Raw genomic sequence first — 23,891 nt, forward strand, 5'->3', positions numbered from 1 at the left:
TTAATTGATCAAAGAATTATAGATTATAAAACTCCATACTTTCAACAATTAATTCTTCAGGAACTTTACAATCTAATTTGTAATCTTGGTAATCGTTTAATAAAACAAAATTTACTTGTCCGTTTATGTTTTTTTTATCGTGTTTTAATAATTCCATAATCGCAGAAAAGTCTTGTTTTAAAAGATGTGTTTTATTGTAAATAGACAAAACAACTTCTTTAACTTCATTCACTTTTTCTGTAGGGAAACCTAATAATTTAGCAGACATAAAACACTCACAAACCATCCCAATAGCAATTGCTTCACCATGAGTAAGGTTTTGTTTTTCTTCAGACTCTAGGTAAAAAGACTCAATTGCATGCCCTAATGTATGTCCGAAGTTTAAAACTTTACGCAAGCTTTGTTCTTTAGGATCTTGTAAAACAACCTCGTTTTTTATTTCAATAGATCTATATATTAAACTATTTATATCCAGGTCTTTATTGTGTTTTATCTCATTAAAAAGTTTAAGGTCGTAAGTAATACCGTATTTTAGTATTTCTGCAATACCAGATTTAATTTCTCTGTCTGTAACAGTCGTTAAATAATCAGTATCAACAATCACCATTTCTGGATTTGCAAACAAACCAATCTGATTTTTTAAGACACCTAAATCAACTCCTGTTTTTCCTCCAACAGAAGCATCTACCATAGATAATAAAGTAGTTGGAATGTTTACAAAGTCAATTCCGCGTTTAAAACAAGAAGCTACAAAACCACCTAAATCTGTAATTACACCACCACCTAAAGTAATAACTAAACTTTTTCTATCGCCACCTAATTCGGTAATTGCATTCCAAACACCACTACAAGTTTCTAGGTTTTTATTGATTTCTCCAGACTCAATTTCTATGACTTCGATACGTTTGTCTGTTTCTAAATTTGGTATAAATTTAGGGTAACAATGTTCCATCGTATTCTCATCAACCAAAATAAAGAGTGTAGAATAGTTATTTGTTGTAATTAAATTAGAAAGCTCTTTGTATGCTTTGTCTTGAAAATGAACTGGATATGTTACTGCTTTGATAGATTTCATAGATAAATTAATAAGAGTGCAAATTAAAAATAAAATATTCAATTATTACCATTCTATAGTTATATTTGTTTTTACTAAAACGATATAGTATGAAACTTTTTGATAACACAGAAGTTGCTTTTGCTTTAAAGTCAGATTCTCAATTAGAACGCGCTTATTTTTTATTTAAGATGATACAAAACGAACCAATGGTAAGAATTGGTAGTGCGGTTACTAATTTTGCTTTAAAAGTACATTTGCCGGTAGAAGGGCTTATACGTTCTACGGTTTTCGACCATTTTTGTGGAGGTGTAACAGAAGATGATTGTTTGCCAATTATAGATAATATGTACAATAACGGTAATGTACATAGTGTTTTAGATTATTCTGTAGAAGGGCAAGACAAAGAAGTAAGTTTTGATGGAGCTTTAGAAAAGATCTTAAAAATTCTTAACTTCTGCGAAGAAAAGGAATCGATTCCTTATGCGGTTTTTAAGCCTTCTGGTTTTGGTCGTTTTGGATTGTTTCAAAAAATATCCGAAGAAAAAGAGTTAACAACAGAAGAAAAAGAAGAGTGGAATAGGGTGGTAGCACGTTTTCATAAAGTGTGTAAATTAGCGCTTCAAAAAGATGTTCCTTTATTAATTGATGCAGAAGAAAGCTGGATGCAAAAAGCTGCAGACGAATTGATAGAAGAGCTAATGGAGACTTATAATAAAGAAAAAGCCATCGTTTTTAATACATTACAAATGTATAAACACGACAGAATGGACTATCTAAAAGCGTTGCATGAAAAAGCAAAACTAAAAGGATTTCATATTGGTATGAAAGTCGTTAGAGGTGCTTATATGGAGAAGGAACGAGAAAGAGCCGAAGAAAAAGGATATCCATCTCCTATATGTAAAGACAAACAAGCTACTGACCTCAATTATGATACGTGTATTAAATACATGATGGATAACTCAAGAATGGCCTTATTTGCAGGGACACACAATGAAGATAGCTCTTATTTGTTAATGGATTTAGCTAAAAAATATGAGATTAAAGAAAACGATAACCGTCTTTGGTTTGGACAGTTATTCGGTATGAGCGATCATATTAGTTACAATTTAGCCAACCAAGGTTATAATGTGGCAAAGTACCTTCCTTTTGGTCCTGTAAGAGATGTAATGCCTTATTTAATTAGAAGGGCAGAAGAAAATACATCGGTTTCCGGACAAACAAGTAGAGAGTTAAATCTGTTAAAAACAGAAAGAAAGAGAAGAAAATTATAATGACGAGCATCGAAGAAATAAAATTATTAATTTATAGAAATAAGCTTAGGCTTGCTCAAGAATTAAGACAAAGTAAAGAAGCTGTTTTTTTAATTAAGAAAGCTACTCATACTAATTTATCACCGGTAGAAAAAGAGAAAATTAAAATACAGTTACTAGATATTTGCAAAGCAATACCCGCATTGGCGGTCTTTTTATTACCTGGAGGAGCATTGTTGTTACCGCTTTTAATAAAATTGATTCCAGATATTTTACCTTCTGCATTTAAAGATGATTTGCCAAATGATAAAAAACAGGCTTAATTAATTGTGTTTATAAAATCTTTTAGAATTAAAGTTAAAAACTTCTTTTATCTTTAAATAATACAATACATTTGTAAAGTAAACTTTAGGAGTAGCTATTAAATTAGTTTGAGAAAAATCCTTAGAACCTGATTTGGTTAATACCAACGTAGGAAAAAGTTGCTTAGATTTAGTTATACAAAACTACCTCTCTACGGTTTACGGTAAATATTTAAAAAATATGATTACTATAAAAGTAAACCAAGAAAATCATCAATTTTCAGAAACTTTAGCGTTAACAGAATTAATTCGTTTTTTAGAAATAAAGACGAACGGAATTGCTGTTGCTATAAATGGCAGTGTAGTAAAAAAAAGCGATTGGTCTTTACGGTTACTTCAAAATAGTGATGAAGTTTTAATTATTAAATCCACACAAGGTGGTTAATAGTTAAACATTAAAAAAACAAACTATTTAATTGATCTAACTATAATTATGAAGAGCAAAGACACCGCACCAAAGCAAGACGGAATTACAAGACATCCGTTTCCTAATTCTACAAAAGTGTATGTATCAGGTAAAATTCATCCACAGATTAAAGTCGCAATGCGAGAAATTGCATTAAGCGATACTACAGATTCTATGACGAAAAAGAAAACGCCAAATGAACCTGTAACTGTATATGATACTTCTGGGCCTTACACAGATCCTAAAAAAGAAATTAATATCCATGCAGGAATAGAAAGAATTCGTGAACAATGGATTTTAGATCGAAACAACGTAGAGCAATTAGAAGGTTTTTCTTCGGATTATTGCAACGAGCGTTTAAACGATAAAAGTTTAGACCACATGCGTTTTTTCTTATTAAAGAAGCCTTTAAGAGCAAAAAAAGGACAAAACGTTACCCAATTACACTACGCTAAAAAAGGGATTATTACTCCAGAAATGGAATACATCGCTATTCGAGAAAACCAACGAATAGATGAAATGACAGAGATTAGAAAGCAGCACAAAGGCGAGCACTTTGGCGCTTCTATTCCAGATAAAATTACAGCCGAATTTGTACGTTCAGAAGTAGCGAGAGGTCGTGCGGTAATTCCTTCAAACATCAATCACCCAGAAGCAGAACCTATGATTTTAGGTAGAAATTTCTTGGTTAAGATCAATGCAAATATTGGTAACTCTGCCGTAACTTCATCTATCGAAGAAGAAGTAGAAAAAGCAGTTTGGGCTTGTCGTTGGGGAGCAGATAATATTATGGATTTATCTACAGGGGAAAATATTCATGAAACGCGCGAGTGGATTGTTCGTAATTCTCCAGTGCCAATTGGTACCGTGCCAATTTATCAAGCCTTAGAAAAGGTAAACGGTGTTGCAGAAGACTTAACATGGGAAATTTTCCGTGATACGTTAATTGAGCAAGCAGAACAAGGTGTCGATTATTTTACCATTCACGCAGGTGTTTTGTTACGTTACGTACCCATGACCGCAAAACGTGTTACCGGTATTGTTTCTCGTGGTGGTTCTATCATGGCAAAATGGTGTTTGGCGCATCATAAAGAAAGCTTTTTATACACACATTTCGAAGATATTTGTGAGATTTTAAAACAATACGATGTTGCCTTTTCTTTAGGTGATGGATTACGTCCGGGTTCTGTAGCAGATGCCAATGACGAAGCGCAGTTTGCCGAATTAGAAACTTTAGGTGAGTTAACTCAAATTGCTCGTAAGCACGAAGTTCAGTGTTTTATAGAAGGTCCAGGTCACGTGCCAATGCACATGATTAAAGAAAATATGGAGAAACAAATTGAGGTTTGTGACGAAGCTCCTTTTTATACTTTAGGTCCTTTAACAACAGATATTGCTCCAGGTTACGATCATATAACATCCGGAATTGGAGCCGCTATGATTGGTTGGTTTGGTTGTGCCATGTTGTGTTACGTCACGCCAAAAGAACACTTAGGTTTGCCTAATAAAGAAGACGTTCGTGTGGGTGTTGTAACTTATAAATTGGCGGCGCATGCAGCAGATTTGGCAAAAGGGCATCCAGGTTCTCAGCATAGAGATAACGCCTTAAGTATGGCGCGTTTTGAGTTCCGTTGGCACGATCAATTCAATTTAGGATTAGATCCAGAACGAGCTTTAGAATACCATGATGAAACCTTGCCTGCAGACGGAGCAAAAGTGGCGCATTTCTGTTCTATGTGCGGACCGAAATTCTGTTCTATGAAAATTTCTCAGGAGGTTAGAGACTTTGCTGCCGAAAACGACATTGTAAATAATGAAGTAATTGCAAAAGGTTTCGAAGAAAAATCGAAAGAGTTTAAAGAAAAAGGATCAGAAGTGTATTTATAATATCATTAGGAAGTTCCCACGCTTAGAAAAAAAGCGTGGTCGGGCTTTCCGTTATATCTTTTGCCTCAAAAAGGCAAAAGGATGCCACTGCAATCCCTAACTCAAAAACCAAGCAACCGTCATTACAAGGAGGAACGACGAAGTAATCTTATCTTTTAAAATCAAAACTAAAAACACTATGATAGTTCTTATTGCACCAGAAAAAGATATTCCTAATGAAATTGACATACTAAACCAGTTATTCGAAAATGGTTTGCGTTTTTATCATTTTAGAAAACCAGAAAAAAACTACGAAGAACACGTTACGTATTTAAATCAAATAGATAAAGAATACCACAACAGAATTGTAGTGCATTATCATCATGAATTAATAAATGATTTTAATTTAAAAGGCATTCATTTTCAAGAGCAAAAACGCATAGATTATATCGATAATCCGAGTGAGTACTTTAAAACGTTAAACATGTATGGTAAAACAATTAGTTCTTCTTTTCATGAGCCAAAAGTTTTAAAGGATTGTTATTTCGAGTTCGATTACCATTTATTAAGTCCGGTTTTTTCATCGATTTCTAAAGAAGGGTACGAAGGCAAAGGTTTTGATGTAAATGATATCAATAAAACCATTGTTGGTATGGGCGGAATAAATTCTGAAACCATACAAGAAACTTTACAACTAGGTTTTAAAGGAATTGGTGTTTTAGGTGGCGTTTGGAATGCAGAAAACCCAGTAGAGAGTTTTAAAAGTATAAAAGATAAGTATTATTCGTTAGTTTAATTTTCCCTGTCAGTTCGAGTGTTTTTATGCAGTGATAACGGAATAAAAATGTATCGAGAACATATTCCTGATATTAAATTATTATTAGAACAAGAATACAATTGTCAGTTCGAGCGCAGTCGAGAACTAAATAAATTAAAAGTCATTTAGATTGAAGAATTTGGAAGATGTATTAAATATAGATTGCCACGTCCTTCGTTCTCGCAACGACAGTTAATTGGAATTGAACGTTTGTCAGTTCGAGTGTTTTTATGAATTGGTAACGGAACAAAAATAGAATTGTCAGTTCGAGCGCAGTTGAGAACTAAATAAATTAAAAGTCATTTAGATTGAAGAATTTGGAAGGTGTATTAAATATAGATTGCCACGTCCTTCGTCCTCGCAATGACAGTTAATTGGAGTTGAACGTTTGTTAGTTTTAGTGTTTTTATAAAGTGAGAGCGAAATAAAAATGTATCGAGAACAAACCTAAAAAAAGCGAGTAGTGAAAGCCTGACCTAAAAGGGAACGCCATTATTTAAAGAAGTAAAAAATAAAATAAGAAGTTTGAAAACTAAAAACTACATACTCACCATTGCAGGTTTAGATCCATCAAGCGGAGCAGGAATCACGTCAGATATCAAAACATTTGAGGCGCATCATCTATACGGGTTATCGGTGTGTACGGCTGTTACGGTTCAGAGTGATGTAAAATTTACAGATTGTGTTTGGATAAAAAAAAAAGTCATATTAAGTCAGATACAACAACTTTTTAAACGCTTTTCAATTCCTGTTGTAAAAATAGGAATTATTCAATCTTGGAAAGTTTTATTAGAAGTCATTCTGACTCTAAAAAAGTTACATCCGGATATAAAAATAGTCTTAGATCCTATTTTAAAAGCAAGTGCAGGTTTTACATTTCATACTATTCAAGATTTAGACACTTTCGAAAAAGTATTAGAAAACTGTGCATTTATCACCCCAAATTACGATGAGATAAAAGCATTGTTTCCCGATAAAAGCATTGAAGAAACCATCGAATTTATATCAGAAAAAACAAATATTTATCTAAAAGGCGGACATAGAACCGATAAAAAAGGTTGGGACGAGGTGTATTACAGTAAAATAGTAAAACTCAATATTCCGCCAATAACAACAAAACCCATTTTTGAAAAACATGGCAGTGGTTGTGTTTTATCCGCTGCATTAGCGGCAAATTTATCAAAAGAGATTCCTTTAAAAGACGCTTGTAGAAACACAAAATTGTACACAGAACAGTTTTTAAGTTCTAACGATTCTTTATTAGGAACGCATAATTATCAAAACGAATGATTCATAAATTACATTATATATCGCAAGGAGAAACGCCCAAAGAACATTTAGAAAACATACAAAAAGCGTGTGGTTCTGGTGCAGATTGGGTGCAATTACGTTTAAAAAATAGTGATGCTAAAACTATTTTAGAAACGGCAAAAGAAGCAAGAGAAATAACAACCCGCTTTAAAGCCAAATTAATTATAAACGATCATTACACCGTTGTAAAAGAGATAAAAGCAGACGGCGTTCATTTAGGAAAAACAGATGAATGCCCTCTAAAAGTTCGTGACTTTTTAGGAGCGTCTTACATTATTGGAGGAACAGCAAATACATTAGAAGATTGCAGAAGTTTATTAGATAAAAAAGTAGATTATATAGGTCTAGGCCCTTATCAATTTACCGAAACAAAAAAGAATTTAAGTCCGGTTTTAGGTGTCGAAGGATATCAAAAATTATTAGAAGAACTAAAAACTGAAACTCCAATTATTGCTATTGGAGGAATTGCTTTAAAAGATGTTGCAAAAATTACAAATACAGGTATTTACGGAATTGCAATTTCTGGAGCCATCACAAAAGATGTAACTAGTATTGCTGAATTTCAAGAAATTTTAAATTGAAAAAGAGAGATGTCAACTAGAGCGGAGTTTAAGTATTAGTGATAGGGGATTCAACTAAAATTAAATTTCGTTCAACCTGATGTCGAATCTAAAAAAACATATAAAATGAGTCAAAAATTAAAAATAGCAGACAAAGAATTTACTTCTCGTTTATTTACAGGAACAGGAAAGTTTAGTTCATCAAAATTAATGAAAGAAGCATTGTTAGCTTCCGAAAGTGAGTTGATTACAGTGGCTTTAAAAAGGGTAGATGTTCAGAACGAGGAAGATGATATTTTATCACATTTAAACCATCAGCATATCAACTTATTACCAAATACCTCTGGAGTTAGAACCGCAAAAGAAGCTGTTTTTGCAGCAGAATTGTCTAGAGAAGCTTTAGAAACCAATTGGGTAAAATTAGAAATTCATCCAGACCCAAGATACTTATTGCCAGATCCTATAGAAACGCTTAAAGCTGCAGAAGAATTGGTGAAATTAGGTTTTGTAGTTATGCCTTATATTCATGCAGATCCTGTTTTATGTAAACGACTAGAAGAAGTTGGTGTGCAATGTGTAATGCCTTTGGGGGCACCAATTGGTAGTAATAAAGGATTAAAAACAGTTGATTTTTTAGATATTATTATAGAACAATCTAACGTACCTGTAATTGTAGATGCCGGTATTGGTGCGCCATCTCATGCTGCGTATGCAATGGAATTAGGCGCAGATGCTGTTTTGGTAAATACGGCAATTGCTGTTTCTAAAAACCCTGTTGCGATGGCAAAAGCCTTTAAAATGGCAGTGGAAGCAGGTAGAATGGCGTTTGAAGCAAAATTGGCTCCGAGAAGTGAAATGGCAATTGCAAGTAGTCCGTTAACGAGTTTTTTAAATTAAAAATATGAGTCATTTTAAAGAACTTTTCGATACCTATAATTGGGATTTTAGTCTAAAAAGTATTTTTGATAAAACAGCTGTTGAGGTAAAACAAGCTTTGTTAAAAGACAAACTAGATTTAGAAGATTTTAAAGCCTTAATTTCTCCTGCTGCAAAACCATTTTTAGAAGAAATGGCACATAAAAGTCAGTTGTTGACAAAGAAGCGTTTTGGTAATACTATGCAAATGTATGTGCCAATGTATTTGAGTAACGAATGCCAGAATATTTGTACGTATTGCGGTTTTAGTATGACCAACAAAATTCCAAGGCGAACTTTAACAGATGCAGAAATTTTAAAGGAAGTTGCCTTTTTAAAAGCGAAAGGATACGATCATATTTTGTTGGTTACAGGAGAAGCAAATAAAAAGGTAGGAGTTGAATATATTAAAAATGCTATTCAAATCATTCGTTCTCAATTTTCGAATATTACCATAGAAGTTCAACCTTTAGACCAAGACGAATATGAGCTTTTGGTAGAAAACGGATTGTATGCTGTTTTGGTGTATCAAGAAACGTATCACAGAGACGAGTATAAAAAACACCATCCGAAGGGAAAAAAATCTAATTTCGATTATCGTTTAGATACGCCAGATCGTTTAGGAAAAGCAGGAGTTCATAAAATTGGTTTGGGTTCTTTATTCGGATTAGAAGATTGGAGAGCGGATAGTTTTTTTACCGCTTTGCATTTAAAATATTTGCAAAAAACGTATTGGAAAACTAAGTATTCGATTTCTTTTCCAAGATTACGTCCGCATTCTGGCGGATTAGAACCAAAAGTGGAAATGACAGATTCAGACTTAGTGCAACTTATTTGTGCGTTTCGCTTGTTTGATGAAGATATAGAATTATCAATGTCTACCCGAGAAAGTGAAGTGTTTAGAAATCATATTGTTAATTTAGGAATTACCTCTATTAGTGCAGAATCGAAAACAAATCCGGGGGGATATTCTGTAGAACCACAATCTCTAGAACAATTTGAAATTTCAGACGAAAGAAGTACAGAAGATATTGTGCAAATGTTAAAAAATCAAGATTTAGAAGTAGTTTGGAAGGATTGGGAACATTTTAAGTAATCAATTATCAATTATCAATAATCAGTGGCCAATTATCAATTATGAAGTTTGCCTTTAACTTAGTTTTATCATGCTAACATCAGAAGAAAAAAAACAATACAACCGTCATTTAATTCTAGATAAAATAGGAGAAGAAGGTCAATTGAAACTAAAACAAGCCAAAGTTTTGGTTATTGGAGCTGGCGGATTAGGTTGCCCTGTTTTACAATATTTAACTGCTGCAGGTGTTGGTACAATCGGTATTATTGATGACGATGTGGTAGATCAAAGTAACTTACAACGTCAGATTTTATATACAGTTGATGATATTGGTTTGTCAAAAGCAAAAACTGCAGCAAAGCGATTGTCTAGATTAAATCCGTTTGTGAATTTTAAGGTGTATCAAAAGAAATTAACCAGAGAAAATGCCATTTTAGTATTCACTAATTATGATATTATTGTAGACGGAAGCGATAATTTTTCGACACGTTATTTGGTAAATGATGCGGCTATAATTACAAACAAACCTTTGGTTTATGGATCTATATTTAAGTTTGAAGGTCAGGTGAGTGTTTTTAACTATCAAGGAAGTGGTACATATAGGTGTTTGTATCCAACGCCACCAAAACCAAACGAATCTCCTAATTGTTCAGAAATTGGTGTTTTAGGCGTGTTACCTGGAATTATAGGAAGTTTACAAGCCAATGAAACTATTAAGATTATTTGTGAAATAGGAGCCGTTTTAGCCAATAAATTATTGATTTATGATTCTTTACAAATGAATCAAATGGTACTGAAATATGAAAAAGACAGTAAAACCAACGTTACTGCTTTAGAAACCGATTATGACTTTTTCTGTGGAATTTTATCCAAAGAAGAAATTTCTTTAGAAGAACTTCAAAAAAATAAAGAAAAATATAATTTATTAGATGTGCGAGAAATTTGGGAAAGAGAAAAATATCATATTGGAGGGCAACATATTCCTTTAGGAGAATTATTAGAACGTTTAGATGAGGTGTATCAAAATAAAGATTTAGTCGTGTTTTGTCAGTCAGGTGTGAGAAGTGCAAAAGCAATTGAAGTTTTATCGAATCATCATTTTAAGGCAAAACTCTTAAATTTAAAAGGAGGTTGTGTCTAATAAAATATATTAAAAATGGATTATCTTATACCTTTTTAACACTTAGATAGTTAAAGTTTTTTAGATTGAATGAAATCTTTAAACTAAAAACACTACTTTTGCACGAAATTTAAGAATACATAAATGCAACCAATTAGAAATATCGCTATTATAGCCCATGTCGATCACGGAAAGACAACGTTAGTAGATAAAATTATAGATCAAGCTAAAATCTTAGACGACCGTAAAGAACGTACAGATTTATTGTTAGATAATAATGACTTAGAACGTGAAAGAGGAATTACAATTCTTTCTAAAAACGTTTCTGTGCACTACAAAGACACAAAAATTAACGTAATTGATACTCCTGGTCACGCCGATTTTGGTGGAGAAGTAGAGCGTGTATTAAAAATGGCTGATGGTGTTTTATTATTAGTGGATGCATTTGAAGGACCAATGCCACAAACTCGTTTTGTATTAGGTAAAGCCTTAGAATTAGGATTAACTCCTATTGTAGTTGTAAACAAAGTAGATAAAGAAAACTGTACTCCTGATATCGTTCATGAAAAAGTTTTTGACTTAATGTTTGCATTAGAAGCTACAGAAGAGCAATTAGACTTTACTACAGTATATGGTTCTGCAAAGAACAACTGGATGAGTAAAGATTGGAAAAACCAAACTGAAGATATCGTTCCTTTATTAGATGCTGTATTAGAATCTATTCCTGCAACTAAGTACAATGAAGGTACGCCACAAATGCAAATTACTTCTTTAGATTTTTCTAAATTTACAGGAAGAATTGCTATTGGACGTGTTTTTAGAGGAGACTTAGAAGTTGGTAAAGAATATAGTTTATGTAAAGCTGATGGTTCTACTAAAAAAGTAAGAATTAAAGAATTACACATTTTCGAGGGAATGGGTAAAATTCAAGTAGAAAAAGTACCTTGTGGAGATATCTGTGCAATTACTGGTATTGAAGGATTTGAAATTGGTGATACAATTGCAGATTTAGAAAACCCAGAAGCATTACCAAGAACAGAAATTGACCAACCTACCATGAGTATGTTGTTTACAATTAACAATTCTCCTTTCTTTGGTAAAGAAGGTAAATATGTAACATCTCGTCACTTAAGAGATCGTTTATTTAAAGAATTAGAAAAAAACCTTGCATTAAAAGTTGAAACAACTGATAGTGAAGATAAATTTAACGTTTTTGGACGTGGAGTTTTACACTTATCTGTATTGATTGAAACAATGCGTAGAGAAGGATATGAATTACAAGTGGGAAGACCACAAGTAATTCTTAAAGAAATTGATGGTAAGAAACATGAGCCAATGGAAACATTGTCTATTGATGTACCAGAAGAAATGGCTTCTAAAGCAATTAACTTAGTATCTCTTAGAAAAGGAGATATGTTAGTGATGGAACCAAAAGGAGATTTACAACACTTAGAATTTTCTATTCCTTCTAGAGGATTAATTGGTTTAAGAAACAAAATTTTAACAGCAACTGGTGGTACTGCAATTATTAACCACAGATTTAGTGAATATGGTCCTTATAAAGGAGATTTTACTGAAGAAGTTAAAGGAGCAATTGTTTCTTCTGCTGCTGGTAAAGCAACTGCATATGCATTAAACCGTTTACAAGATAGAGGAGTTTTCTTTATCGATGTAAATCAAGAAATCTATGTTGGTCAAGTAATTGGAGAGAACAGTAAGTCAGACGAAATGGCTGTGAACTTAATTAAAGGAAAGCAATTAACAAACATGCGTAAATCTGGTACAGATGATGCTATGAAAATTGCACCGAAAGTAGACTTTTCTTTAGAAGAAAACATGGAATACATTAAAGCAGATGAGTATTTAGAAGTAACTCCAGAAAGCTTACGTATGCGTAAGATTAACTTTAAAGGATAATTATCTTTTTCATTCTGATAAAGGATGAATTTATATAAAATTAAAAGCTCAAGTTTTAAAATTGAGCTTTTTTTATGGATTGTAGTTTTAATAAAATCAATTTTAAGAATATAAAGTAGTAAGAAAATAGGTGCTGAATTTTTATTTTTTTGTAGTTTCCCTTTTAAATAAAACCAATGTTATATCTAATTGCCATTGCCATACTTCTAATAGTTTTGTTTGTTAGCTTAAGGTCTAAGAAAAGAGATAAGACCGTTTCTTTGGACAAAGTTGTGGTACCGGAACACTGGCATCAATTATTACTGAAGCATGTTCTTTTTTATCAGAAGTTAAACAGCAATGATCAAAAAGTATTTTGTAGTAAAATGGTTTCTTTTTTAAACGAAACAAATATAGAAGCAATTCATTTTGATTTAGAAGAGTTAGATAGGTTGTTAATTGCAGCAAGTGCTATAATTCCTGTTTTTAGATTCCCTAATTGGAGGTATTATAATTTATCTACGGTATTAATTTATCCTGATTATTTTGATGATGATTTACAGTTTGATGCTCAAGTAGAAGGGAGAACTATTGGTGGTTTGGTAGGTACTGGAAGATTCGAAAAACAAATGATTTTATCTAGAAAAGCTTTACATCTTGGTTTTAGTAATAAAACGGACAAAGGCAATACAGCCATACATGAGTTTATTCACCTTTTAGATAAGGAAGATGGTGTTATTGATGGTGTTCCGTCAGTTTTATTAGACAAACAATATATTATACCCTGGCTGCAGCTAGTACACAAAGAGATGGAGGCAATTAATAATGACGCTTCAGATATTAGACATTATGGTGGAACGTCTGAAATTGAATTTTTAGCGGTTGCTGGAGAATATTTTTTTGAAAGACCAAAGTTGTTTCAAAGAAAACATCCCGAATTATATAATATGTTAGCACTATGTTTTAGCAATTAATTCTACAATTAACAATTTCTTATTTATATTTTTGCAGCATGAGCAATTTTAAAGTTTTTTTTGAAACATTACAAGAAAGTTTAACAAAAGATGAATTTGTAAAACTAACCTTAAGCAAGCCTATTCGAAAAAGTGAAGGATTGTTAAATGTGTATGCACGTTTATTTAAGGTGGATGGTAAAGATGTTTTTGAATTAAAATATCGTTTTGCAGAAGAAAATGAGTTTAAACAATTTTCTTTAGACGCAGTAATGTCTGAAGTAGAAAGTTTATTAATAAATAAGTTTAGAACAGCTTGTTTATTTACACTAAGTGAAGATTTAATTGTACTCGTTTCTAAAAAGAAACTTGTTTCTTACAGAGATAACGCTCCTAGTTTTAAAAATCAGCTACCAGAGATACCAATGCAATCTTAACTTATAAGAAGCTTTATAAAACCTACTTAGAATCAATCTCATTTTTTTTTTAATCAGAAGATTATATTCCTTTTTTTAGGTGATTAAAGGAAGAAAATAAGTAAGCAAATTTAGTTTAGAATAAAAAGTTTAAAATTTATTATTTTATTTTTAGGCTTTTATGAAACAAAATTTACTTGTATAATTTACTTTGTGTGTCATTTTATCAATAATTAAGGTCATTATCTTTAAATAGCTATTTTTAACAACATTTTTTTGTTATTATAATAAATGTAAAATAAAAAGGTAATGTATTTATTTTCATGTAAATAGTCTTTTAAAAGTATAAAACTTAAAGTAAAAAAAAACTTATTGATACTACTATAGTTTACCTTTGTGTAAAAATTGTTTTACAATTATTTTTAATTAAATAGACACAAAATTATGAATGCAATATTCACAGATGCTAGTTTTCAGAACATGATAAACGTAGCCAACAAATACGGAGTAAGTACTAATGCCGTTACAGATTTAACGCAAAGACTTATGAGTAGCAATGGCTCTATGGCACAATTCAATATTCCTGAGTTAGGTGGAGGAGGCCAGTGGATGCAAGGAGGCATGACCATGGTTGGAGATATGTTTAATAATAATCTTAAATATTTGGTAGATGGTCTTTGTGTAGATTTATCTAATTTAATTCACCAAGGTGCAATACAATACAAACCTTTACCTAAGACAGAAAATGGACAAGGTGGTTTTTCTGGTAATTGGTGGGGAGATTTAGGATTTCCGAATTCTACAGGTAGTCAAAACGGAACTAGTTATGCTATTTTTAATGACATTCACCGTTTGGCAATTAAAGAGAATGGAAAAGTAACCGTATTTGATACTTTAGATAATAATATTGGAGGTGTTGGGCAACAGCAAGGAGGTAATTATTCTGTAACTTTTACAAGTCAATATGGTAACGTAAATTTAGGTTCTTTACCAATTGTTTCTGGTAGTGATAGCGTACAGGAATCACAACCAATTCAGAATAACGAAGTGCAAAATAATGTTGTAGAAAACATCGTTGCACCAGTTATTGATGCTCCAATACAAGCAGTAAATAACAATAGTGCTTTTGAAGAAGATATTTTTGTGAAAATTGAAAAATTAGCAGGTTTAAAAGACAAAGGAATTCTTTCTGTTGAAGAGTTTGAAAATAAAAAATCTGATTTATTAAACAGGTTATAAAAATTTGATTTCTTTTTTCTGAAGTAGAAATATCATTTTATAAACAAAAAGCTCAAGTATTAAACTTGAGCTTTTTTTCGTTGATATAAAATTCAATTAATAATTTACATCTATACCAACAGAAACGGCCATTTGACCTCTATCAGTTCTAATAGAAAAACCGATTGTTTTATAACCAGTAGTTATTGGGAAAGCAATTACTTTAAATGTTAGTTTTTTAGTAGTAATAAGTTTGTTTTTTGTTAATCCTTCTATTCCTATATTTTTTATGTCTCCAGAAATTTCATAATCAAAAATGGTATAATTAGCATTACAATCATTTAAAATTTCAAATTCTATTTCATTAGCTTCATTTACTTTTAATTTTTTAGCAGGAAATGTTTTATCTACCACATTAGTTGAAACACAAGAAGGTGTAGTATCTTCTTTTTCACAAGAAATAAAAGTAAAAGAGGAAAGGATGATCATGAGGAAAATGTATTTTTCTTTCATAGTTTTTTTATTTGGACACTATCCTAAAAAGTGTGTAAGTTCAAAATTTCAGGGTTAGGTTATTTATAACTTAATCCTGTTTTCAAATATAGCTAAAAATTGATTTAGTATCACTCCCCAATTTCTGATTGGCATGGTCCATTTTTTAGTGCTTTCTCTCAAAGCTAAAAACACGGATTTCATAACTGCTTCATCGGTTGGAAACGAGAGTTTGTTTTTTGTGTATTTCCGTATCTTTCCATTTAGGTTTTCTATAAGATTTGTGGTGTAGATTATGGTTCTTATTTCAATAGGAAAATCAAAGAATACTGTAAGCTCATCCCAATTATTTTCCCAACTTTTAATGGCGTAAGAATATTTAGAATCCCATTTAGTTTTGAAGTCATTTAAAGCAGCTTTGGCAGCTTCTTTTGTAGGAGCAGTATAGATTTGCTTCATGTCACGAGTAAATTCCTTTTTGTCCTTCCAGACCACGTAACGACACGAATTTCTTATTTGATGCACAACACAAATTTGAGTCGTTGATTTCGGAAAAATAGTTTTAATAGTATCCGTAAATCCATTTAAATTATCGGTAGCTGTGATAAGTATATCTTGAGTTCCTCGAGCTTTAATATCGGTTAAAACACTCATCCAAAAGGCTGAAGATTCATTTTTACCTAACCATAATCCTAGGACTTCCTTTTTGCCATCTGTTCTCAGGCCTACTGCAATATAAATAGTCTTGTTTATGACTTTAGAGTTTTCCCTAACTTTAAATACGATGCCATCCATCCAAACAATTAGGTAAGTGGCCTCCAAAGGCCTGTTCCGCCAAGCAATAACATCTTCTGTAATCTTATCTGTAATCCTTGAAATAGTGGATGTAGAAATATTAAAATCGTACAGCTCACGTATTTGTTCTTCAATATCACTGTTACTCATGCCTTTGGCATAAAGCGATATAATAATATTTTCGATGCCTTCTGTTGTACTTTCTCTTTTCTTTACAATTAAAGGATTAAAAGAACTATCACGGTCTCGAGGAACTTGAATCTCTGTTTCTCCTAAAACGGATTTTAATTTCTTTTTAGTGTAACCATTTCGAAGGTTGGCTGCTTTACTTTTTTTGTGCTTATCGTAGTCTAAATGGGCATCTAGTTCCCCTTCTAGTAACTTCTCAATACCACGTTTGTGCAACTGTTCTAAAAAGGATGTTAGCTCTGGTGCATTCTTGAATTGTTTTAAAAAGTCTTCGTTTAATAAATCTTCTGGTTTCATAAGTGTGTAAAAGTTAAAATTAATGAATAAAAAAATCTCAGATTAATATTTAACCTGAGATTTTAAAACTTACACAGTTTATGAGATACTGCCTTTATTTGTGATACAATTAATTTAAAATAATATTCTACAATATAGCAACCACACTAACTCCGTTATTCTTTTTTGTTATTTGAATCTGAGTAGGTATGCGTTCTTTTAAATTTTCTACGTGAGAGATAATTCCTATTATTTTACCTTGCGATTGTAACGTTTCTAGGGTAGAAATTACGGTTTCTAGCGTATTACCATCTAAAGTACCAAAACCTTCATCAATAAAAAGAGAATCTATTTTTACATTTTTACTTGCTAAATCAGATAAACCTAAAGCCAATGCCAAACTAATGATAAACTTTTCTCCACCACTAGAAGTATCTACCAATCTTGCTTGATCTGTTTGATAATGATCTATTAAATTAAAATTAAGCTCTTCTTTTGGTTTGTAATTATCTTCCATTTTTAAAGAATATCGCTTGTTTAATTTGTACAAATGTACATTGGCAAGGTCTAATAAATGTTTTAAAGTTAACCTTTGTACGTATACATTAAACGCATCTTTAGAGTTACCGATAATAACAAATAGTTCTTTCCAAACTTTACAAATTTCTGCTTGTGCCTCAATCTTTTTATAGACCTCTTGATTTCTATCTCTAATTTCCTTGTCTTTTCTAAAAGCTTCTACTATTTTACCTTTTTCAGTTAAAACGTTACTGTTTTTAGTTTTTAAAGCACTTAATGTTAATTTACTTTCTGCTTCGGTAGTTTCAAACTTTTTAGATGCAATTAAGGTTGATTTTTCTTTTAAATTAGCCTCTTGTAATGTTTTTAAACGAAGTTGTTTATCTTCAATTAATTTTTTGTTTTTAATATATTCTGCTTGTTGTTCTTCTGTTAATAATGCTTTTTCAACATCTTCTTTTAAAGAGAAATCACTGTTTTTTAACTGAGAATTAAAAGTTGTTTCTATCGTTTTTAATTTTTCTTTTAAAATCTCTTGTGCTTTACTATTTTCTAATTTTAAAGCTTCTTGCTTATTTTTTAAATCTAAAAGTTCTTGCTGTTGTTTTTTTGATGCTTCAACTTTTTTAGATAAACCATTTCTAACGGTTTGTAATTGCGTTCGTTTGTTTTCTACAGAAATTGCTATAGGTAAAATTGCTACACGTTCTTTTTTTAGTAAATCAATTTTGGTGTTAGATTTTTTAATTGATGTGAAGTGTTCTTTTTGAGTTTTAAGTAGTGTTTCTTGTTGTTTTTTAGTGTTTTCTAACTTAGAGTTGGTTAGTTTTATATTTGCTCTTAATTGCTCTAAGTTTTTCTCTTTTTTATTGAATTTAAGAATAGAACCTTTTAAGTTTTCTATAAATGAATGGCTGTTTTCTATAGAAGGTAATTCCAAATTAAACTTTATCAATTTTGTTTTTAAACTAGTTTCTAGTTGAATAACAGTTGCCTTTAATTGCTCAATTAATTTATTCTTTTCTTCAATTTCTGTAGTTGCATTTTTATTCTTTTCTGTAAGTGTGGCAACCCCGGTTTGAATTTGATTTAAATATTGACTTTGTTTTTTTAGATTATCTTCTAATTTGTTTTTGACTTCCTGTAATTCTTGCGCTATTTTTATACGTTTATCTAAAGCTAAAATTTGTTCGGTTATGTTTTTAAACTCCGTTTCAATTTTTATAGAATTTGTTAAATCACAATTAAGCTCTAATTGATTGGCATTTAATTGGAGTACTTTTAATTCTTCATTTATAATAGCATCTCTCTTAATTAAAGAGTTTATCTCAGTCTTTAAGGCAACTTCATTTTTTTCTAATTCGGTTTTAGAGAGATTAAATAATTGAAGCTTTTCCTTTCTTTGTTGCAATTCTAGTTCAGATTTAGAAACACCAATAGAAACTAAATGTTCTGTAAAAGGATGTACTGTAGAACCACATAAGCCACAAGGTTCTCCCTCAATTAAATTTTTACGATCACTTTCATATTTAGAAATACTTTTTTCTAAATTTAAAATTTTATCGGCATCAGAAACTGCTTTTTCTTGTGTTTCAATTTTTTTATTTATAGCAGTAATTTGCTTTTTATTTTCTTCTGTTTTAATAGAAAATGTTTTTTTATTTTCTGCTAAGTTGGTTTGTTCTTTTTTTAATTTAATTAGTTGTTCAGAAAATTGTTTAAACTGTTTCCAATTAGTTTCTTTAGCAGCTAATTTTGTTTTTTCGGCTAATAAATTAGATAAATTATTTTTAGTTAATTCTAAAGTAACCTCTGTAAGCTCTTTTTCTGTTTTTTTGAATTCAGTATTTTTAGCTTCAAGAATTTTATTGCCTTCGTTTAATCTGTTTTTAGTTTTTTCAATTTCTTCCTTTTTAAGAATCACAAAAGCAGCAGCGTCTTTTAAGGTTTCTTTTTTATTCTTTAAAGAAGCAATTTCACTGGTCCAATTTGATATTTCTAAATCTACTTCTTTTAAAAACTGATTTTCTAAAACATAAGATTCATCAACTTTAATTGCAGATGTTGTAGTAGCTAAAATCTTATTTAACTGAATTTCTTCTGTATTTAAAAGGTGAATTTCTTTGGTTTGTTTTTCTAAATCTAGTTCAATTTTTTGTTTGTTATCAACTTCATTTTTAATTTTACTATCTAGGTTTGTAATTTTATCAAACTTAGGCAACCAATTAGCAAAATCTTTGTCGGCAGTTTCTAACGCTTCGGTTTCTTTAGCAAAAAGTAGCGTTAATTTTTCAATTTCTGGTTTTAATGTTTTTAATTGATTTTCTAAAGCTTCTAATTGTTTCGATTTTTCTGAAGCTTCTAAGGTTGTTCTCTTTAAATTCTGAAGGACTTCTTTAAAAGGTGCAGCTTTTTCGTTTAAATCTAATAAGCCTAATTCTGCTTTATGCTTATCAATTAATAAGTTAATGTCTTTAGATTCTAATTCTAGTTGTGCAGTTTCTGTAAGTATTTTCTGATATTTAACATACCATTCTACAATTTCTTGAGTCGTTTTTATTTCGGCTTCAATCTTTATAATATTTGCATCTAAATCTTTGTCTTTTTGTAATAATTCTGCTTTAGCCTCTTCCGTTAATACATCATCTGCATTAATTTTAGATTGAATTTCTACTAATTTTTTTTCTTCTTTCGATTTTCGATCTAAAATACCTTGCCCAATTTTTTTATAAATCTGCTCGCCCGTAATCTGTTCTAATAAACGTCCTTTTTCAGGTCCTTTGGCAGTTAAAAAAGAAGCAAATTCACCTTGTGCCAACATTACAGAACGTAAAAACTGATTGTAATCTAATTGTGTAACCTGAATGATGTTTGCAATTAAGTCTCTTTTTTGAGTTGCTAAAATAGTATCTGTAGTTAAGTTTTTTAAACTAACTTCTTCTTTAGCATTTTTGTATTTTTTTCCTTTTTTATCGGCAATTCTAATTCCCCAAAAGGCTTCGTAAACGGTTAGGTCGTTTTGAAACGTAATTCTACTAAATGCATCATTGGCACCATGGCTTACAACGTCTAATAAAGTTCCTTTTGTACCATTAAAACGTGGCACATTATGATACAAAGCAATAGTTATGGCATCTAAAATAGTTGTTTTTCCTGCACCAGTAGAGCCTGTAATTGCATACAAACCAACATCTTTAAATTGTTCACTTTCAAAATCAATAACAGTGGGAGCGTCTGATTTTAATGAATTTATATTTTGTAATTCTATTTTTAAAATTTTCATAGGAAGCTGCCTTATTGGTTTTTAACGGATTGTAAAATTTCATTAAAAGCATCTTTAACTTCTGGGTTATTTTTTAAATCATATCCCATTTCTTCACACTTTAATTCAAAAACTTCCATTGGTAAGAGTTCTTTTATCGATTTTGTTTCTGCTAACAATTCTTCAATACCTTTGGTGTTTCGTTGTTTTTTTAAAGCAATTTTTAAAATTTCAAAAGGATATTGTTCTGCAGCATTTTTTAAATCGTCAGTATTTACTGTATTTGCTTCTTTAAGTGCAATTTCTACCCAAGGTGTTAAATTGTATTCGTTATCTGTTATCGTTGTAAATTGAGCAATACATGCATCAATGGTACCTTCTAGTTTATAAAAGTTTCTAAAATGCGGAATTATAGCATCTTCAATCGAACTAATTTTATTGTTTTCTATTGTTAAAACAATTATTTTTTTATCATATTTTAACTCACTAAAACTTAAAATATTGGGCGATCCAGAATACCGTATTTTATCATTATTACCAATTATTTGAGGCCTGTGTAAATGACCTAAAGCCACATAATCAAAATACGTAGGGAAATCTTGGGCACCAATATGACCTAAGGTTCCAACATAAATATTTTGTTCGCTATCACTAATAGAACCACCTGTTGCAAATAAATGGCCCATAGCAATTACAGGGGCATTACTTTTATTAATGGTTTCACATTGTTTTGCTGCGGAATTGTAATGGTTAATTAATGCTGTTTTGTATTTATCGGTTAATTCATCAAAAGTTTCGCCAGCAACTGCGCGTCTAATATCTCCATCTCGTAAATAAGGTACAGCTGCAATAATTACTTTTTCATTGTTGATTTCAATTTCAAAAACTTCATCTTTAATGTCTTCCGTAGCTTTACCAATCACTTTTATAGACAATGCACCTAATATCTGTTTTGGCGCATTTAGGGTTCCCGGAGAATCATGGTTTCCTCCGGTAATAATTATCGATTTACATGTGGTACCGTTCAATTTTACTAAAAAACTGTAATACATTTCTAAACTTTGATTCGATGGAGAACCGGTGTCAAAAACATCGCCAGAAATTAAAAGTACATCAATTTTTTGCTCAATAATGTAAGTTTCAATCCAATTTAAAAATAAAGATTGTTCTTCAAATTGAGATTGTTCGTGCAGTCGATGTCCTAAATGCCAATCGGCAGTGTGCAGTATTTTCATTTTCTTTTCAATTTTTAACTTTTCTAGTATATAGCATCCGTGTAAATTCTAGTTTTTAGATGGAATTTATAAGTAGATATCACAAGTAAAATACATAGAGCTAAAATACCTTTTTTGAGTGAAAAAAGCAGTAATCAAAAAGACCTTTTTATTCCGATTTATAAGTAGATTTTATAAAATAGGAGAGAAGTTGGGATAAAAAAATAAAGCTCAAATATACTATTTGAGCTTTATTCATGAAAAAGGGGGATTAAATTTTGTGTTTAGCTTTTTAGAGCTATTTTATTTACTTTTTATAGCTTCTATTATTTCTAAAGGAGCTTTATGTGGTCTTCCTGTAGCTTTTTCAAAATCAGAAGGTATGTTATTAGCACCGTTACGAATACCTTCATAAATACCAGCAATAACAGTTCCTAAGAAATCGCCTAATTCTTTTTTTCTTTCGGTTGCATATTCTTCAACAGAAACTCCGTTGTAAATAAGTTTTGTACCATACACTTGGTTTATGTAATCGGCTAATTGTGTTTGGGTAATCGGTGTGCCTACTAAATTGTAAATCTGTCCGTTATGTTTAGATTCTAAAAGCATTTTTGTGTAAGCATATCCTAATTCTCCTCTACTAGTATAGGTACATTTTCCATTTCCAGCACAATTTCTTATTTCTCCTTCTTTAACGTAGGTGTCTATGTATTCTAAATCTGGTTCTATATAAATTCCGTTTCTACCAATTACCCAATCTAATCCAGCGTTTTGCACATCTAGTTCTGTTTGTCTATTGCTTTGTACAATTGGGCTGAATGCGTTTTTTTCTGCATCGCCAACAATACTTGTATACACTATTTTTTTTACACCATTTGCTTTTGCTGCCTCAATAACATTTTTGTGTTGTTCAATTCTTTTTTGGGGTTCGTCCATTCCAGAAACTAAAAGTAAGGTAGTTACACCTTGCAATGCAGCATCAAAATGGTTACGATTATTGTAATCTCCTTTTCTAATTTCAATGTCTAAATGGGCTGCTTTTTCTGGAGTACGTGCTATTCCAATTACATTTTCTTTTCCTATTTCTTTAATGAGGTGTTTTGCGATAGACATTCCTAATTGTCCACTAACGGATGTAACTGCTATTTTCATACGATTAAATTTTAAATAGAATTAATGTATTGCAAAGGTGAGATTTCTAAAAATGAATTGGTAGGTAAATCTCTGATTAAAAATGGTAAAAGTGAGCAAGCTTATAAAGATGTTTTTACAGCTTCTTTAATTTGAATTTGTGCCATATCCAACAGTAAAGCATTTTTTTCTTTTGGTTTTAGAATAGATAATTCGGTACATGCCAAAACAACAGGGTAATTAGTGGTATACTTTTCTATTATAAGATGATATTTTTTAATCAATTCATCGGTTTCTGTTTCTGAATACACCTTTTTACGAACTTCATCTATAAACAATCGATCTTCTTTTAAAGGGAGTATTATTTGAATGTTATTAGCTTTAAAAATAGAACGGATATAGGATGACTCCAAAGTGTGTAAAGAGCCAAATAAAACAATTTTTATATATGGAGTTTGTTTTATTTTTAAGACCGTTACATGAACCGGATGGATAATTTTCGTGCTTATATTTAACCGATCAATAGTTTCGTGCAGTGTAATATTGGGTATTAACATATGCTCAATGTCTAATTTTTCTATTTCTAATATATAGTTATTGATAATGGTATCTAACTGTTGAGAAGTATTTGGTAAAAGTGGATTAATTGTATTAAAATTGGCGTTTAATAATTTAAAAGGACACGTGCTATAACCTCCTTTTTTTTCATTGTAAAGTTTATTTAATTGACGGATGTAAAAAGAAGTACTTCGGCTTCCAAGTCCTAATAAAGCAAGTGTTGTTGTATCCAT

21 protein-coding genes and 1 riboswitch are annotated in these 23,891 nt (G+C 31.1%); of the genes, 14 read left to right on the forward strand and 7 right to left on the reverse strand.

All coding sequences use genetic code 11. The annotated features are described in order from the left end of the window. Positions 1-16: 16 nt before the first annotated feature. Positions 17-1,075, reverse strand: coding sequence for a 3-dehydroquinate synthase (aroB, locus tag WG945_RS01485; RefSeq protein WP_068449808.1), 1,059 nt, complete (start codon positions 1,073-1,075; stop codon positions 17-19). Positions 1,076-1,164: 89 nt separating this feature from the next. Between aroB and WG945_RS01490 the strand changes: the two genes are divergently transcribed. The 14 genes from WG945_RS01490 to WG945_RS01555 all read left to right on the forward strand — a co-directional run bounded on the left by WG945_RS01490 (position 1,165) and on the right by WG945_RS01555 (position 15,243). Further along, the gene (locus WG945_RS01490; RefSeq protein ID WP_068449809.1) at positions 1,165-2,328 is read left to right on the forward strand and encodes a proline dehydrogenase family protein; all 1,164 of its coding nucleotides are present in this window, start codon (positions 1,165-1,167) and stop codon (positions 2,326-2,328) included. Then, on the forward strand, positions 2,328-2,630 hold the full coding sequence (locus WG945_RS01495; RefSeq protein WP_068449810.1) for an LETM1 domain-containing protein: 303 nt from the start codon (positions 2,328-2,330) through the stop codon (positions 2,628-2,630). Before WG945_RS01490 ends, WG945_RS01495 begins: the two co-directional genes overlap by 1 nt. 77 nt (positions 2,631-2,707) lie before the next feature. Next, positions 2,708-2,802, forward strand: a riboswitch (TPP riboswitch). Between the two features lie 48 nt (positions 2,803-2,850). Further along, positions 2,851-3,054: a sulfur carrier protein ThiS gene (thiS, locus tag WG945_RS01500; protein ID WP_068449831.1), complete on the forward strand. Its 204-nt coding sequence runs from the start codon at positions 2,851-2,853 to the stop codon at positions 3,052-3,054. Between the two features lie 48 nt (positions 3,055-3,102). After that, positions 3,103-4,962, forward strand: a complete 1,860-nt coding sequence (gene thiC, locus WG945_RS01505; RefSeq protein ID WP_068449811.1) for a phosphomethylpyrimidine synthase ThiC — start codon at positions 3,103-3,105, stop codon at positions 4,960-4,962. Positions 4,963-5,140: 178 nt separating this feature from the next. Further along, complete coding sequence (locus WG945_RS01510) at positions 5,141-5,737, forward strand: thiamine phosphate synthase (protein WP_068449812.1); 597 nt, start codon at positions 5,141-5,143, stop codon at positions 5,735-5,737. 546 nt (positions 5,738-6,283) lie between these two features. Continuing rightward, positions 6,284-7,048, forward strand: coding sequence for a hydroxymethylpyrimidine/phosphomethylpyrimidine kinase (locus WG945_RS01515; RefSeq protein ID WP_068449813.1), 765 nt, complete (start codon positions 6,284-6,286; stop codon positions 7,046-7,048). Then, the gene (gene thiE, locus WG945_RS01520; RefSeq protein ID WP_068449814.1) at positions 7,045-7,650 is read left to right on the forward strand and encodes a thiamine phosphate synthase; all 606 of its coding nucleotides are present in this window, start codon (positions 7,045-7,047) and stop codon (positions 7,648-7,650) included. Before WG945_RS01515 ends, thiE begins: the two co-directional genes overlap by 4 nt. Before the next feature lie 105 nt (positions 7,651-7,755). Continuing rightward, on the forward strand, positions 7,756-8,526 hold the full coding sequence (locus WG945_RS01525) for a thiazole synthase (RefSeq protein ID WP_068449815.1): 771 nt from the start codon (positions 7,756-7,758) through the stop codon (positions 8,524-8,526). Positions 8,527-8,530: 4 nt separating this feature from the next. After that, entirely contained in the window at positions 8,531-9,640 is a 1,110-nt protein-coding gene (gene thiH / locus WG945_RS01530; protein ID WP_068449816.1) for a 2-iminoacetate synthase ThiH, read from the forward strand. Between the two features lie 67 nt (positions 9,641-9,707). Beyond that, positions 9,708-10,760, forward strand: a complete 1,053-nt coding sequence (moeB, locus tag WG945_RS01535) for a molybdopterin-synthase adenylyltransferase MoeB (RefSeq protein ID WP_068449817.1) — start codon at positions 9,708-9,710, stop codon at positions 10,758-10,760. Between the two features lie 123 nt (positions 10,761-10,883). Then, the gene (gene typA / locus WG945_RS01540; RefSeq protein WP_068449818.1) at positions 10,884-12,656 is read left to right on the forward strand and encodes a translational GTPase TypA; all 1,773 of its coding nucleotides are present in this window, start codon (positions 10,884-10,886) and stop codon (positions 12,654-12,656) included. 176 nt (positions 12,657-12,832) lie between these two features. Continuing rightward, positions 12,833-13,609 carry a zinc-dependent peptidase gene (locus tag WG945_RS01545; protein ID WP_068449819.1) on the forward strand — a complete coding sequence of 259 codons (777 nt, stop codon included), beginning with the start codon at positions 12,833-12,835 and terminating at the stop codon, positions 13,607-13,609. 38 nt (positions 13,610-13,647) lie between these two features. Continuing rightward, positions 13,648-14,025 (forward strand): hypothetical protein, encoded by a 378-nt coding sequence (locus WG945_RS01550; protein ID WP_068449820.1) that lies wholly within the window; start codon positions 13,648-13,650, stop codon positions 14,023-14,025. 423 nt (positions 14,026-14,448) lie between these two features. Next, positions 14,449-15,243 (forward strand): SHOCT domain-containing protein, encoded by a 795-nt coding sequence (locus tag WG945_RS01555; RefSeq protein ID WP_068449821.1) that lies wholly within the window; start codon positions 14,449-14,451, stop codon positions 15,241-15,243. A gap of 96 nt (positions 15,244-15,339) precedes the next feature. Here WG945_RS01555 and WG945_RS01560 read toward each other — a convergent pair whose 3' ends face one another. The 6 genes from WG945_RS01560 to WG945_RS01585 form a co-directional block, all read right to left on the reverse strand. Then, positions 15,340-15,711 carry a hypothetical protein gene (locus tag WG945_RS01560; protein WP_157603617.1) on the reverse strand — a complete coding sequence of 124 codons (372 nt, stop codon included), beginning with the start codon at positions 15,709-15,711 and terminating at the stop codon, positions 15,340-15,342. An 87-nt stretch (positions 15,712-15,798) separates the two neighbouring features. Beyond that, positions 15,799-16,995, reverse strand: a complete 1,197-nt coding sequence (locus tag WG945_RS01565; RefSeq protein ID WP_038527458.1) for an IS256 family transposase — start codon at positions 16,993-16,995, stop codon at positions 15,799-15,801. Between the two features lie 127 nt (positions 16,996-17,122). Beyond that, positions 17,123-20,776 (reverse strand): AAA family ATPase, encoded by a 3,654-nt coding sequence (locus WG945_RS01570; RefSeq protein ID WP_068452293.1) that lies wholly within the window; start codon positions 20,774-20,776, stop codon positions 17,123-17,125. A gap of 11 nt (positions 20,777-20,787) precedes the next feature. Further along, positions 20,788-21,990: an exonuclease subunit SbcD gene (gene sbcD / locus WG945_RS01575; RefSeq protein ID WP_068452296.1), complete on the reverse strand. Its 1,203-nt coding sequence runs from the start codon at positions 21,988-21,990 to the stop codon at positions 20,788-20,790. Between the two features lie 282 nt (positions 21,991-22,272). After that, on the reverse strand, positions 22,273-23,121 hold the full coding sequence (locus WG945_RS01580) for an SDR family oxidoreductase (protein WP_068452299.1): 849 nt from the start codon (positions 23,119-23,121) through the stop codon (positions 22,273-22,275). Between the two features lie 101 nt (positions 23,122-23,222). Continuing rightward, on the reverse strand, positions 23,223-23,891 hold the full coding sequence (locus WG945_RS01585; RefSeq protein WP_068452302.1) for an aspartate/glutamate racemase family protein: 669 nt from the start codon (positions 23,889-23,891) through the stop codon (positions 23,223-23,225).

It is taken from the genome of Polaribacter atrinae (genome assembly GCF_038023995.1).
GTDB classification, from domain to species: Bacteria; Bacteroidota; Bacteroidia; order Flavobacteriales; family Flavobacteriaceae; genus Polaribacter; species Polaribacter atrinae.

Coding starts and splice junctions, on each gene's coding strand:
- WG945_RS01560 (WP_157603617.1), bottom strand. CDS start 15,711: ATGATCATCCTTTCCTCTTTTACTTTTATTTCTTGTGAAAAAGAAGAT.
- WG945_RS01490 (WP_068449809.1), top strand. CDS start 1,165: ATGAAACTTTTTGATAACACAGAAGTTGCTTTTGCTTTAAAGTCAGAT.
- thiH (WP_068449816.1), top strand. CDS start 8,531: ATGAGTCATTTTAAAGAACTTTTCGATACCTATAATTGGGATTTTAGT.
- WG945_RS01510 (WP_068449812.1), top strand. CDS start 5,141: ATGATAGTTCTTATTGCACCAGAAAAAGATATTCCTAATGAAATTGAC.
- WG945_RS01545 (WP_068449819.1), top strand. CDS start 12,833: ATGTTATATCTAATTGCCATTGCCATACTTCTAATAGTTTTGTTTGTT.
- thiE (WP_068449814.1), top strand. CDS start 7,045: ATGATTCATAAATTACATTATATATCGCAAGGAGAAACGCCCAAAGAA.
- typA (WP_068449818.1), top strand. CDS start 10,884: ATGCAACCAATTAGAAATATCGCTATTATAGCCCATGTCGATCACGGA.
- thiS (WP_068449831.1), top strand. CDS start 2,851: ATGATTACTATAAAAGTAAACCAAGAAAATCATCAATTTTCAGAAACT.
- WG945_RS01570 (WP_068452293.1), bottom strand. CDS start 20,776: ATGAAAATTTTAAAAATAGAATTACAAAATATAAATTCATTAAAATCA.
- WG945_RS01525 (WP_068449815.1), top strand. CDS start 7,756: ATGAGTCAAAAATTAAAAATAGCAGACAAAGAATTTACTTCTCGTTTA.
- sbcD (WP_068452296.1), bottom strand. CDS start 21,990: ATGAAAATACTGCACACTGCCGATTGGCATTTAGGACATCGACTGCAC.
- aroB (WP_068449808.1), bottom strand. CDS start 1,075: ATGAAATCTATCAAAGCAGTAACATATCCAGTTCATTTTCAAGACAAA.
- WG945_RS01585 (WP_068452302.1), bottom strand. CDS start 23,891: ATGGATACAACAACACTTGCTTTATTAGGACTTGGAAGCCGAAGTACT.
- WG945_RS01565 (WP_038527458.1), bottom strand. CDS start 16,995: ATGAAACCAGAAGATTTATTAAACGAAGACTTTTTAAAACAATTCAAG.
- WG945_RS01495 (WP_068449810.1), top strand. CDS start 2,328: ATGACGAGCATCGAAGAAATAAAATTATTAATTTATAGAAATAAGCTT.
- WG945_RS01580 (WP_068452299.1), bottom strand. CDS start 23,121: ATGAAAATAGCAGTTACATCCGTTAGTGGACAATTAGGAATGTCTATC.
- WG945_RS01550 (WP_068449820.1), top strand. CDS start 13,648: ATGAGCAATTTTAAAGTTTTTTTTGAAACATTACAAGAAAGTTTAACA.
- WG945_RS01555 (WP_068449821.1), top strand. CDS start 14,449: ATGAATGCAATATTCACAGATGCTAGTTTTCAGAACATGATAAACGTA.
- thiC (WP_068449811.1), top strand. CDS start 3,103: ATGAAGAGCAAAGACACCGCACCAAAGCAAGACGGAATTACAAGACAT.